The organism is Streptomyces sp. NPDC059900 (assembly GCF_050270335.1).
In the GTDB taxonomy this organism is placed as follows: Bacteria; Actinomycetota; Actinomycetes; order Streptomycetales; family Streptomycetaceae; genus Streptomyces.
Map to the genome: position 1 here is coordinate 1 of NZ_JBNNJZ010000060.1, position 12,681 is coordinate 12,681.

Annotated in this window: 12 protein-coding genes; 5 read left to right on the forward strand and 7 right to left on the reverse strand. The window is 72.3% G+C overall.

Annotated elements, in window-relative coordinates; all coding sequences use genetic code 11:
• Window positions 1-85: 85 nt before the first annotated feature.
• From ACQKIP_RS12075 to ACQKIP_RS12090, 4 genes are all read left to right on the forward strand, one after another.
• Complete coding sequence (locus ACQKIP_RS12075) at window positions 86-964, forward strand: alpha/beta fold hydrolase (protein WP_365854772.1); 879 nt, start codon at window positions 86-88, stop codon at window positions 962-964.
• A gap of 146 nt (window positions 965-1,110) precedes the next feature.
• A complete protein-coding gene (locus ACQKIP_RS12080) occupies window positions 1,111-2,259 on the forward strand; it encodes a serine hydrolase domain-containing protein (RefSeq protein ID WP_365854774.1) in 1,149 nt (382 codons plus the stop codon).
• A 245-nt stretch (window positions 2,260-2,504) separates the two neighbouring features.
• The gene (locus tag ACQKIP_RS12085; RefSeq protein WP_427742931.1) at window positions 2,505-4,139 is read left to right on the forward strand and encodes a sigma-70 family RNA polymerase sigma factor; all 1,635 of its coding nucleotides are present in this window, start codon (window positions 2,505-2,507) and stop codon (window positions 4,137-4,139) included.
• Window positions 4,140-4,250: 111 nt separating this feature from the next.
• Complete coding sequence (locus ACQKIP_RS12090; RefSeq protein ID WP_365854778.1) at window positions 4,251-5,039, forward strand: VOC family protein; 789 nt, start codon at window positions 4,251-4,253, stop codon at window positions 5,037-5,039.
• 24 nt (window positions 5,040-5,063) lie between these two features.
• Here the strand turns inward: ACQKIP_RS12090 and ACQKIP_RS12095 are convergent, their stop codons facing one another.
• On the reverse strand, window positions 5,064-6,020 hold the full coding sequence (locus tag ACQKIP_RS12095) for a GlxA family transcriptional regulator (RefSeq protein WP_365855765.1): 957 nt from the start codon (window positions 6,018-6,020) through the stop codon (window positions 5,064-5,066).
• Between the two features lie 90 nt (window positions 6,021-6,110).
• Here ACQKIP_RS12095 and ACQKIP_RS12100 point away from each other — a divergent pair, with 90 nt between their 5' ends.
• A complete protein-coding gene (locus ACQKIP_RS12100; protein ID WP_365854780.1) occupies window positions 6,111-6,788 on the forward strand; it encodes an MBL fold metallo-hydrolase in 678 nt (225 codons plus the stop codon).
• A 29-nt stretch (window positions 6,789-6,817) separates the two neighbouring features.
• Here the strand turns inward: ACQKIP_RS12100 and ACQKIP_RS12105 are convergent, their stop codons facing one another.
• The 6 genes from ACQKIP_RS12105 to ACQKIP_RS12130 form a co-directional block, all read right to left on the reverse strand.
• Window positions 6,818-7,654 (reverse strand): DUF1206 domain-containing protein, encoded by an 837-nt coding sequence (locus ACQKIP_RS12105; protein ID WP_365854782.1) that lies wholly within the window; start codon window positions 7,652-7,654, stop codon window positions 6,818-6,820.
• Window positions 7,655-7,757: 103 nt separating this feature from the next.
• On the reverse strand, window positions 7,758-8,354 hold the full coding sequence (locus ACQKIP_RS12110; RefSeq protein ID WP_365854784.1) for a hypothetical protein: 597 nt from the start codon (window positions 8,352-8,354) through the stop codon (window positions 7,758-7,760).
• Between the two features lie 179 nt (window positions 8,355-8,533).
• Window positions 8,534-8,941 (reverse strand): N-acetyltransferase, encoded by a 408-nt coding sequence (locus ACQKIP_RS12115; RefSeq protein WP_365854786.1) that lies wholly within the window; start codon window positions 8,939-8,941, stop codon window positions 8,534-8,536.
• A gap of 142 nt (window positions 8,942-9,083) precedes the next feature.
• The gene (locus ACQKIP_RS12120) at window positions 9,084-10,106 is read right to left on the reverse strand and encodes a hemolysin family protein (RefSeq protein WP_365854788.1); all 1,023 of its coding nucleotides are present in this window, start codon (window positions 10,104-10,106) and stop codon (window positions 9,084-9,086) included.
• Entirely contained in the window at window positions 10,103-11,446 is a 1,344-nt protein-coding gene (locus ACQKIP_RS12125; protein ID WP_365855767.1) for a hemolysin family protein, read from the reverse strand. The genes ACQKIP_RS12120 and ACQKIP_RS12125 overlap by 4 nt, the downstream gene beginning before the upstream one ends.
• Before the next feature lie 173 nt (window positions 11,447-11,619).
• Window positions 11,620-12,660 carry an alpha/beta hydrolase gene (locus tag ACQKIP_RS12130; RefSeq protein ID WP_365854790.1) on the reverse strand — a complete coding sequence of 347 codons (1,041 nt, stop codon included), beginning with the start codon at window positions 12,658-12,660 and terminating at the stop codon, window positions 11,620-11,622.
• Between the last annotated feature and the right edge of the window lie 21 nt (window positions 12,661-12,681).

Genomic DNA, 12,681 nt, shown 5'->3' on the forward strand with positions numbered 1-12,681 from the left:
GGTCACGGTAGCGCGCTCATTGGATGCTCATCGGCGCCCGGCAGGCTCGGAAGCACTTGTTCCGTCACCGCGAAGGAAGCGCACCATGAGCCCTGCCATCGAGAATTTCACCTACCGGCGCGTGCCCGTATCGGACGGTGTGAGCCTGCACGTCGCCGTCGGCGGCTCGGGCCCGCCGCTCGTGCTGCTGCACGGCTTCCCGCAGACCCATCTGATGTGGCGGCACGTCGCCGCGGATCTCGCCGCCGACCACACGGTGATCTGCCCCGACCTGCGCGGCTACGGGGCGAGCGACAAGCCCGCGGAGACGGACGGGACCACGTACTCCAAGCGCACCATGGCCGCGGACGTCGTCGCTGTGGCGCATGCGCTGGGGCACGAGCGCTTCGCCCTCGCCGGACACGACCGCGGCGCCCTGGTCGCGTTCCGTGCCGGGCTCGACCACCCCGGCACGATCACACACCTCGCCTGCCTCGACGTGCTGCCCACGCTGGACATGTGGGACGTGATGCACGGCGTCACCGCGGCCGTCGGCTTCCACCTCTATCTGATGGCCCAGCCACCGGGCCTGCCGGAACAGCTGATCGCCGCGTCGCCCGACGCGTTCTTCGGCCACTTCCTCGACATCTGGACGAACGACCCGCGGGCGATCCCCGCCGACGTGCGCGCGGCCTACCTGGACGCCTGCCGCGCCGCGGTGCCCTCGATCGTGGCCGACTACCGCGCATCGGCCGGTATCGACGTCGACCAGGACCGGGCCGACCGGGAGGCCGGCAACCGGCTGAAGATGCCGGTCGCCGTGCTCCAGCAGGACTGGGGCGCCGCGCTCGGCTTCGACGCGGCCGCCCTGTGGCGCGCCTGGGCATCCGATCTGCGGCACACGCCCGTGACCTGCGGCCACTTCATGGCCGAGGAGGCCCCCGCCGAGATCGCCGGAGCACTGCGCGACCTTCTCGCCCGCTGAGGCCCCGACCCGGTAAATCCGTTGGAACGGGCTGCTCCCACCGCATAGCGTTCCCCGGTCGATCACGGACGAGTTGATCACGCGCGAACCGATCGGACGCAAGTCGAGCACGCGCAAGTCGTGCACGGGCAGAGGGAGAAGACACGGTGGAGTACGGCGGATGGGCCGACGAACGGTACGGGGCGGTCGCGGACGCCTTCTCGCGGAACTTCGCGGAGTCCGGTGAACTCGGCGCTTCCGTCGCGGTTTTCGCCGCGGGGCGCAAGGTCGTCGATCTGTGGGGCGGCGTCGCGGACGAGCGGACCGGGCGCCCGTGGGACGAGCACACGGTCGTCCCGGTCTTCTCCTGCGCCAAGGGCGTCGTCAGCGTCTGCGTCCATCTCCTCGCCCAAGAGGGACGCCTGGACCTCGACGCGCCGGTGGCCCGGTACTGGCCGGAGTTCGCGAACGGCGGCAAGGAGGGCATCACCGCGCGCATGGTCCTCGCGCACCGCGCCGGGCTTCCCGCCCTCGACCGCTCCCCCGGCTTCGAGGAGATCACCGCGTGGACGCCGGTGGTGCACGCGATCGAGGAGCAGGCGCCGCTGTGGGAGCCGGGGACCGCCCACGAGTACCACGGGCACACCTTCGGCTTCGTCCTGGGCGAGCTGATCCGCCGCGTCACCGGCCTCACCCCGGGCGCGTATTTCCGCTCGGCCATCGGCGACGGGCTCGGCCTGCGCACCTGGATCGGCCTGCCCGAGCAGGAGGTCGCCCACCTGGCCCGGCTGGTCGAAGCGGCGGGCCGGCCCGGCAATCCGGACCCCGAGTCCCTGATCATGCGGATCGTGACGATGAACGGGGCGTTCGCCTTCCCCGGCCTCGACGAACCGCACGGCTGGAACGACCCCGCGCTGCTGCGCGCCGAGATCCCCGGTGCGGGCGCGGTGTCGTCGGCGCGCTCGCTGGCCACGCTGTACGCGGCGGTGGCGACGGGCGTCGACGGCTCGGCACGGCTGCTGACGCGGGACACGGTCACCGACGCGCTGCGCGAACTCACCGCGGGCCCCTCCTGGTCAGGTTTCCCCGATCTGGGCGCCCGCTGGGGTTCGGGTTTCCTGCTCGACGCCCCGCGGTTCCGGCCGATGCTGGGCGAGCGGAGCTTCGGCAACGACGGCTCGGGCGGTCAGTTCGCCTTCGGGGACGACGAGTACGGCGTGGGTTTCGCCTACACCGCGAACCGGATGATCGGTCACGGCGACGCGCGCTCGGCGCGGCTCGTCACGGCGGTCAGGGAGTGCCTGTCGCGGTCGTGAGCTCGTCCGTTCCCGTCGGTGTGCGCCGGTCTTCGCGGCCACCACTCGGAGCAGCGGAACAGGGCGATAGCGGTGTATATCCGGTAAGCCGGACAGATGAGGATACGCGCGGCACCCGCTGACCGGGTGCGTATGCTCGCCGCAGATTTCTGTTCGCGGATTTCTGTTATCGCCGTGCGCTCACGCGATCTCCCAGGTGTAAGGCCACAACGTGCCGACGAAGAAAGCGAGTGAGGCAGTCCATGATCGGTGAACACGATCCTCTGGTGACGGCGGCGCAGACCGGGGACCAGCAGGCGCAGGACGACCTGGTGGCCGGATACCTGCCGCTGGTCTACAACATCGTCGGCCGGGCGCTCGACGGCCATGCCGACGTCGACGACGTGGTGCAGGAGACCATGCTGCGGGCGCTCGCGGGCCTGTCCTCGCTCCGCGACCCGGCGAGCTTCAGGTCCTGGCTCGTGGCCATCGCCATGAACGAGATCCGCAGGCACTGGCAGCAGCGCTCGTCCGGGCAGAAGAACCCGAGCCCGCTGCACGAGGCGCACGACGTCGTGGACCCCGGCGCGGACTTCGTCGACCTGACCATCATCCGGCTCGGCCTGGTGGGACAGCGCCGGGAGGTGGCGGAGGCCACCCGCTGGCTGGACACCGACGACCGCGCGCTGCTCTCGCTGTGGTGGCTCGAGGTCTCAGGCGAGCTCACCCGTGCGGAGGTCGCATCGGCCATGGAGCTGCCGACGCAGCACGCCACGGTGCGGGTTCAGCGGATGAAGACCCAGCTGGAGACGGCCCGGATCGTGGTCCGCGCGCTGGCCGCCGAGCCCCGCTGCCCGTACCTGAGCGACGTGGCGGCCACCTGGGACGGCGTTCCCTCCTCCCTCTGGCGCAAGCGCCTGGCCCGGCACGTCCGTGACTGCGCGATGTGCTCGGGCCACGGCGCGGGCCTGGTGCTCGCCGAGCGCCTCCTCGTGGGCGTGGCCCTGGTGCCGCCGACCGCCGCCCTCGCCGCTCCCGGCGCGATACGCGCGATGAGCGTGATGAGCACGGCCGACGCGCAGCAGCTGGCCGGCTCACCGCAGATATCGCCCGACGCGCACACCACGGCCGGGAACACGTATGAGATATCCGGCGCCCGGAGCGCCCCGGCGAGACATGCCGCGCAGCGCCACCGGACGCCGCGCAAGGGCCGTACGGTCGCCGCGGGAATCGCCGTGCTCGTCGTCGCGACCGGGGTCATCTACTCGGCCACGCGCCCCGCGGACGGCGAGAAGACCGAGGCGGAGCCGCTCACCGCCTCGCAGCCGCCCTCTTCGGTCGCGCCCACGACCACGGCCCCCAAGCCGAGCAAGTCGCCCTCCGCCTCACCCAGCAAGACCAAGAAGGCCTCCCCCAAGCCCACGCCGTCGAAGAGCAGGACAAAGGCGCCGAAGCCGAAGACGACCCCGAAGCCCACCCGCACCAGCAGCCCTCCCCAGGCCCCGCAGGCTCCGGCGGGCAACTCGTACAGCCAGGAGGTCACCCGGCTGGTGAACGCCGAGCGCGCCAAGAGCGGCTGCGGCGCGGTGACCCTCAACAGCAAGCTGGGCGACGCGGCGCAGGGCCACTCCGACGACATGGCGGAGCGCGACTTCTTCGACCACACCAACCCCGACGGCAAGGACCCCGGCGACCGGGTCACGGCGGCCGGCTACCGCTGGACCACCTACGGGGAGAACATCGCCGCGGGCCAGCGCACCCCGGCGGCCGTGATGGACTCCTGGATGAACAGTTCCGGCCACAAGGCCAACATCCTCAACTGCTCCTTCAAGGAGATCGGCATCGGCTACCGGCAGGGCAGCGGCGGCCCCTGGTGGACGCAGAACTTCGGCGCGCGGTGAGCATCCTGCGCGCGGTGGGCACGGGCCGCCGGGGCGGCGGCCGACGGGCGCGGGGGCCTGCGTTCGAATAGCGTGAAATCGACAGGATTCCCTCATGAGGAGGCCCTCGCGATGTCCGCGTACCCGGAAGGCACGCCCTGCTGGGCGGACGCGATGTTCCCCGACGTGGAGGCCGCGAAGAGCTTCTACGGCGAGCTGCTCGGCTGGACGTTCGACTCCGGCTCGGAGGAGTTCGGCGGCTACACGCAGGCACGCTCCGGCGGCAGGGCCGTGGCCGCGGTCGTCCCGCAGATGCAGGGCGTGGAAGGACCCGCCGCCTGGAACCTCTACTTCGCGTCGCCCGATGCCGCCGCGACCGCCGCGAAGATCCGTGACAACGGCGGGACCCTCGCCGTGGAGCCGATGCGGGTAGGCGAGTTCGGCACCATGGCGACGGCGCAGGAGCCCGGCGGCGCGTACTTCAGCGTCTGGCAGGCCGGTGCCCACGAGGGCTTCGAGAAGGTCGGTGAGCCCGGCGCGTACTGCTGGGCGGAGCTGACCACGCGGGACCCTGCGGCGGCGGACGCGTTCCTGCCGGCCGTGTTCCCCTTCGACGTGCGGACCATGGACGTCGACGACGTGGACTACGGCGTCTTCCAGGTCGGCGGCAGGCCGGTACTCGGGCGCCTGGAGATGACCGCGGACTTCCCGGCCGACATGCCGCCGTTCCTCAACGTGCACTTCGCGGTGGACAACTGCGACGCCGCGATCGTCACCGTCACCAAGCTGGGCGGGCGGCTGCTCTCCGGCCCGATGGACAGCCCCTTCGGCCGCTTCGCCACGGTCGCCGACCAGCAGGACGCCGCCTTCAGCATCGTCGACCTGTCGACCACGGAAGGCGAGATGCCGTCGTTCGCCTGAGTTCCCTCCGAGGCCGCCCTCTGCTTACGGAGCCCTGGTGAACGCACGGCGGTAGGACCGAGGCGGCACGCCGCGGCGGCGTACGAACTGCTCGCGCAGGACGGCCGCGCTGCCGTACCCGACCCGGCGGGCGATCTCCTCCACCGGCAGTTCGGTGGTCTCCAGGAGTTCCTCGGCGCTGCTCAGTCTCAGGTTGACCAGCCAGGCGTGCGGGGTGGTGCCGGTCGCGGCGGTGAAACGGCGGGCGAAGGAACGCCGGCTCATCAGGGCGCGGCGGGCCAACTCCGCGACCGGCAGCGGCTCGTGAAGGTTTTCGCGGGCCCAGGCGAGCACGTCGGCGAGCCGCTCGTCCTGGCAGTCCCCGGGCGCGGGAGCGGCGAGGTACTGGGCCTGCCCGCCGTCTCGGTGGGAGGGCAGGACCAGGTCGCGGGCGATGGTGTTGGCCGTCGCCGCGCCGTACTCGCGCCGCAGCAGATGCAGACTGAGGTCGAAGCCCGCGGCCGCACCCGCGCCGGTCACCACCTGCCCCTCGTCGATGTACAGGGCCCCGGCCTCGACGGTGATGTCCGGATGGCGCCGGGCAAGGAGTTCGGCGAAGCGCCAGTGAGTGGTGGCGCGCCGCCCGTCGAGCAGCCCCGCCGCGGCCAGGGCGAACGCGCCGACACAGTGCCCCGCGACAAGGCCGCCCCTCTCGTGGACGGCGGTCAGCGCGTCGAGCACCGCGGGCGCGGGCGGCGTACGGAAGCCGGCCCAGGGCAGGGCGATCGCGAGATCGGCGGTGGCGAGCCGCTCCAGGCCGTGCTCCACGGTGATCGGCACCCCGGTGTCGGTGCGGACCTGCCCCGGCCGGTCGGTGCACAGGGCGAAGTCGAAGCGGGGCAGGCCCGCGCCCCGCTCGTCGAACACCTCGGAGACGATGCCGGCGCCGAGGATGCCGACGCCCGTCGGGGCGTAGGCGGCGATGGTCACGAAAGGCGGCATACGGGAGTGTGACACGTCTGGCACGTTTCCTGCGATCAGTGGCAGAAGGGCCACTCGTTGCGGGACGGCCCGCCCGGAAAACTCATCGGCATGACGAAGACAGCAACGAACACGGCGACGGACACACTGACGCACACACCGACCACCGCGGCGACGGACGCGGCGACGAACGCAGCGACAGACGCCCCGCTCGGCCGCAGCGCCGCGTACACGATCCTGACCACCGGCTACACGGGTTCCACGGGCCCCGGAGTCGCCGCCACCGTCTCCTACGTCCGCGACGCGGACCGGCACGTGATCGTCGACCCGGGCATGGTGGCGAGCCGGGACCGGATCCTGGGCCCGCTCGCGGAGTTGGGCCTGGGACCGGACGACATCACCGATGTGGTGCTCAGCCACCATCACCCGGACAACACGATGAACGTGGGCCTTTTCGGCAGCGCCCGGGTCCACGACCACAAGGCGATCTACGAGAACGACCAGTGGACCGACCGGGACGCCGAGGGGTACGAACTCGCCCCGTCCCTGCGGCTGATACGCACTCCGGGGCACAGCCGCGAGGACATCACCCTGCTCGCGGGGACGGCCGGGGGCACCATCGCGTTCGTGGGCGACCTGTGGTGGCGGCCGAACGGCCCCGTGGACGACCCGGTGGCCCCGGACCACACGATGCTGCGGACGTCACGCCTGCGGGTGCTCGCCGCCGCGGACGTGATCGTGCCCGGCCACGGAGGCCCCTTCAAGGCCGACGAGTCGGCGCCGCTCTAGCCCTTACGGTGCGCACGCCCCGTTCGTGCTCACAGCCTGCGCCAGCGCGCGGAGGCGAAGGAGAAGACCCCGAAGAGGACGAGACCGGCCGCGACGGCGGCAAGGAGCCAGGGGCCCGCGGGGGTGTGCGAGAAGCTGCGCAGCGTCGCGTCCACGCCCTTGGCCTCGTCCGGGTCGGCCTGCCGGGCGGCCGTCAGGATGAAGACGCCCGCCGCGGCGAACACCGCGCCGCGCGCGACACCGCCGGTCACGCCGAGGACGGTGACGACCTGCCGCGCGCGGCCCCTGAGGGAGCGCATGTCGAGCTGGCGCAGGAAGCGGCGCATCATCGCCCGCACGGCGAGCACCACACCGACGCCGATCAGCACACAGCCCGCGGCGCCCACCAGCTGGCGGCCGTAAGGGAGTTCGAGCGTGGTCGCCGTCCAGCCCTGTGACTGCTCGTCGCCGCTGGAGCCCCGGCTCTCCCCGGCGGCGTACGTGGCGGTCGCCCAGCAGACGAAGGCGTAGAAAACCGCCCTGCCTCCGTCGAGGGCCCGCGACGCGCTCTTGCGGCGCGGGCCCCGCCTGCCCAGGGCGCGGGAGCCGCGCCACAACGCCATGCAGCCGAACCCGACGACCAGCGCCCACAGCATCACCCCGCCGAAGGGCTGCTCGGCGACCTGCGCCAACGCGCCCTGCCGGTCGGCCTGTTCACCGCTGCCGCCGAAGGCGATCTGCAGGGCGAGCGCGCCGATGAGGACGTAGACGACACCCCGGGCGACGAAGCCCGCGCGGCCTGCCGCCGTCAGCGACTCGTTCTCCGCCGAGCGGCGGGCCGCGGCCTTCCTGCTCCGGCCTCGTGCGTGCACCCAAGACAGCGTCATCGTCGTGTCCTCCCCGGAAAGCTCGGGCGCGCGGTACGCACCAGGTCTCCGAGTGCCCCCGTCAGCGGCCGGGCATTCCTGGCGGCCCCGGCCCCCCGGGGGCTCAGAGGACGTCGGCGAGCGTGAGGCCTGCCGCCAGCAGGCCGAAGCTCACCAGCACGACCACGAAGACGGCCAGCAGCGGAACCCATGCGATGAGCCCCTCGCGGATGGTGCGCCCCGCCTTGAGGCGGCCTTGCGGACGACGCACTTCCGTCCGCAGGTCGAGGCGCTCGGCGGCCCGGTCCGACACGATCACGCCCGCACCCGGCGGCCTGCGCAGCAGAGCCCTGCGCACCGGCGAGTCGACCGTGCCGGCGCCGCCCGCGAGCTTGTCGAGGATGATCCGCACGCCGTGCGCGTCGGTGAGGATCAGCCTGTCGTCGGTCCGGGCCTGGCCGGGGACCTCCATGCGGCCGACCTTGGTGAGCGCCGCGAGGTCGACGGTCCGCCGCCCGGTCAGGGTGCGGGCGCTCAGCAGATCGCCGTCGTGCAGGCGGGCGCGCCAGCCCATCGGGGCGTACGACGCCACCAGGACGCTGATGAACGGCGCGGCCAGGTTGAGGAAGAGGTACCCGTCATCGATCAACTCTGCCCGGATCAGCAGGACCGGCACCACGAAGAGAAGCGGCGGTGCGAGGAGGGCGACGGCGTCGGACACGCGCCGCGCCGTTCGCCCTTGCCCCCGGAACACCTCCGCCCGTGCGGCGGAGTCGGCCCTGTTCCCACGCGCGTTGATCGTCACGGCGGTGACGCTATCGCGTGGGCATCGCCCGGCGACGGACGGGGCCGAGCAGACCGTACGGATCGCCCGACGGCAGACGCCCGGCGGCAGGCGGCTCAGCGCAAGGCCCCGCCGGATCTGGAACCCGGCGGCTGGGCGGTGATGTGCGGGCACCCCTCCGCTCCCGGCACGAAGTCCACGCCGGTCTCCTCCGCCATCGCGGCGAAGAACTTCCGGCCCTCGGAGGACTGCCGGGACGTGGACCACTCGTACGCCGACCACGGGCCCGCGGCGCGGTGCAGTGCCTCGCGTCCCAGGCCCATGCCCTGCCAGGGCCCGGCGATCGCGATCGTGTTGAGGTGGGCGGCGCCGCACACATGGCACACCTGGTACTCGACGTGCCCGATGTCGCGGCCCCTGCCGTCCAGGAGCGTGATGACCTGGCAGCCCGCCGCCACCGCCGCCGGAGCCCACCGGTAGGTGACCGCCTGCGGGCAGGGAGGAGGCGGTCTTCGGAACTTCACGGCGCCGCGCTCACGCGTGCCGGCTGACGGTGCGTGACTGCGTCGGCACGGGACATTGCGAGCACAGTAGCCACAGGACGCAACACCCGTACATACCCGTTACGAGTGCTTCTTCGTGCCCCGCGGGGTGCTCCGGCGGCCATCAGGCGGGCTGCCTCGGTTCCATCAGGCGGGCGAGCAGGTCGTCCAGGCTGACCAGGCCGGTGAGGCGGCCCGATTCGTCGCAGAGCACGGCGAGCGAGGCACGGCGGCGGCGCAGTTCCTCCACGGCGTGGGCCAACGTGTCGTCGGCGGCCAACTCCGCGACGGGGCGGGCCAGTTCGCGGGCCGTCAGGGTGCGGCTGCGGGCGCGGGCGACCAGGGCGTCACGGGCGTGCACCGAGCCGAGGACGGTGCCGCCGTCCCTGACGAGCAGCCGGGTGCGGTCGCTCGCCGCGGCGACTTCGAGCACCTCGCCGATGCTCGCGTCGGCCGGTACGGACGTGATCTGCGCGGCCGCGGTCTGGAGGTCGCCGACCGCGGTCAGCGGAGCCGTGAGCGAGGTGGTGATGAGTCCGGAGTCGGCCTCGCTGATCAGGCCGAGCCGCCACGACTCCTGGACCAAGTGCGCGAGTTGCTCGCGGTTGTGCACGGAGGTGAGCTCGTCGCGCGGGGTGACCTTGCAGAGGCGGACGAGGGCGTTGCTGACCTTGTTGAGGACGCTGAGCAACGGCCGTACGACCTTGACGACGGCGCGGAAGGGCGGGGTGAGGAGCATCGCCGAACGCTCGGGGTGGGCGATGGCCCAGGACTTGGGAGCCATCTCGCCGACGACCATGTGCAGGAACACCACGACGATCATGGCGAGCGCGAAGGCGATGCCGTAGCTGAGCCCGGCGGGCAGGCCCAGCTTGGCCAGGAGCGGGTCGAGTTCGTGGGAGATGGCGGGCTTGGAGACCGAGCCGAGACCCAGGGTGCAGACGGTGATGCCGAGTTGGGCCCCGGCGAGCATCAGGGACAGTTCCCGCATGCCCGCGAGCGCGGACTTGGCGCCGCGCTGCCCGGCGGCGACCGCGCGCTCCACGCGGTGGCGTTTGGCGGCGACGAGCGCGAACTCCGCGGCGACGAAGAAGCCGCTGGCGATCAGCAGCAGGACGGTGACGAAGAGGGCCATCGGGAAGCTCATGCGGTGGTCTCCTCGGCGGTCGGCACGTCCGCGCCGGGCAGGCGCTCGATCCGTACGCGCTCGGGCACGTGCCGGTCGAGGCCGAGTACGGCGACGGCGACGCGGCTGCCGTCGGACAACTGCACGGTCAGGCGGTCGCCGATGGCCGGGAAGCGGCCGAGCCGGTCCACGATGAGCCCGGCCACGGTGTCGTAGTCGTCCTCCTCGGGCAGGTCGATGCCGGTCGCGGCGGCCACCTCGTCCAGGCGGCGGCCCGCGTCGACGAACCAGCCGCCGCCGTCCGCGACCGCGAGTTCGACGACGGTGTCGGACTCGTCGGCGATGTCCCCCACAAGCTCCTCGGCGATGTCCTCGTACGTCACGATGCCCGCCACGCCCCCGTGTTCGTCCAGGACGACGGCGAACTCGTCGTCCCGTTCGCGCATCTGCGCCACCGCGCCCGGCAGCGGCAGGGTGTCGGGCAGGAGCAGGGGGCGGCGGGCCTGTTCGCCCGCCGTGGTGCCGGCGAAGCGGTCGGCGGACAGCCGCATCAGCTCGCGCACCCCGAGGACGCCCGCGACGTCGTCGGGGTGGTCGCCCATGACGGGGTAGTTCGAGTGCCCGTGCCCGGCGATGAGGCGCACCGCCTCGTCCGCGGTGGCGTCCTTGCGCACGAAAATGACGTCCGCCCGCGGCACGAGGACCTCGCCCAGCGTGCGCTCGGAGAACTCCAGGGCGTGGTCGAGGAGTTCGGCGCTCTCACGCGGCAGCTGGCCGTGCTCGTGGGACTCGCCGATGAGGTGGCTGAGCTCTTCGAGTGTCGCGCCGTGGTGCAGCTCCTCGACGGGCTCGATGCCGATTCTGCGAAGGAGCCGGTCCGCGGCGCCGTCGAAGACCCGGACGACGGGGCCGACGATCTTCAGGTACATCAGGGTGGAGGCGGCCAGGGACTTCGCGAGCCGTTCGGGCACGGCGAGCGCGAGGTTCTTGGGGGCGAGCTCGCCCAGGACCATCTGGAGCACGGTGGCGACGACGAAGCCGAGGACCACGGAGAGGGCGGAGACGACACCGTCCGAGAGGCCGGTGCCGTCCAAGGCGGGCTTGAGGAGCCCGGAGACGGACGGCTCGGCCAGGAAGCCGACGACCAGACCGGTGACGGTGATGCCCAGCTGGGCGCCGGACAGCATGAACGAGAGCCGTCCGAGCACCTGCACGGCACGCGCCGCCCGCCGGTCGCCCGCTTCCGCCTCGCGGGCGAGCGCAAGCCGGTCCGCGGCCACGTAGGCGAACTCCTGGGCGACGAAGTATCCGGTGCCCGCGGTCAGGACGAGAACGGCGAGCAGACCGAGTACGGCGGACAGCAACAGTGGCTCCGTTCCGATGAAGGGGCGTGCCCGTCACATTCTCGACGCGGCCGGGGCGCACCGCCACGCCGGACGGAACGACGCCGCTGCCGCGCGACGACAGTGGGTGGAGAAGTATGGCTAACTTCTACACCCACTGTAAAAGAATCGCAAAATACCGGCCCCGGTCGCTACGAGGACGGGGACTCGAGGGCCCTCAGGAGACCCGGCAGGGAGCGGCGCAGCTCCCTGCTCCAGTACGGCGGGGAGTGGGTCCCCGCGTAGAAGTGCGTGGTCACCGGTACTCCCGTCGCCGCCAGGCGGGCGGCCAGCGTGCGGGATTCCTCCCCCATGATCGCTTCGGTCGGGGAGATCACGTCCTCGGGGAAGGGGTCCGCAGGGTCCTCCAGACCCGGCACATGCGGGTCGGGTTCGACGTCCGGAGGGTCGAGGGCTCCGGCGGTGCCGTCACCGCTCGACAGGTGTACGGGAACGCCCCGGAGCCGCTCGGCGAGGTAGTAGGGATCGTGTGCCCGCCACATGGCGCGCTGCGCGACGGGATCGCCCCAGAGCGCCCGCCAGTCCATGCCCATGTAGTCCATCCCGGCCTTGACCGTATGGGGGTGCTGGAGCGGGTGGACGTAGCCGCTGTAACTGGCCACCGCCCGGAACAGGCCCCGATGGCGTGCGGCGTAGGAGAGGGCGCCGAAGCCGCCCTGCGACTCCCCCGCGGCCGCGCGGCGGGTCCCCGCGCCGTAGTGACGCTCCAGCAGCGGCCGCACCTCGTCCAGGTGGAAGGACTCCACCCGGGGCGGGCCGCCCGCGCCCTGGTTCCACCAGTCGCTGTAGAAGCCGAACACCGGCATCTCGGGCATCACCACGAGCACGTCGCGCAGCTGGGCCAGCTCGTCGACCGCGTAGTCCTGCGTCCAGGCCTCGGGGTCTCCATGTCCGCCGACGAGCAGATAGAGCACAGGCCAGCGGTCTCCGGGGGACCGCCTCTCCCAGCCGTCGGGGGTGAGCAGGCGCACCTTGGCCTCGCGTCCCAGCGCCGGTGAGCGCAGCGTGAGCTCGACGAGGCGGGAGGCGATCCGCTCCTCGCGCACCACCGCGGGTCCGCTGCTCGCGGCGCCCTCCGCGGCTGCCGCTGCCTCGTGGGGAACGAGGAGCGCTGCCGTGAGCATCGTGGGGAGCACTGTCGCGCGGGCGAGAAGCAGTCGTAGGGATCGCATGTTGTTCCTCCGTGGAGTCCG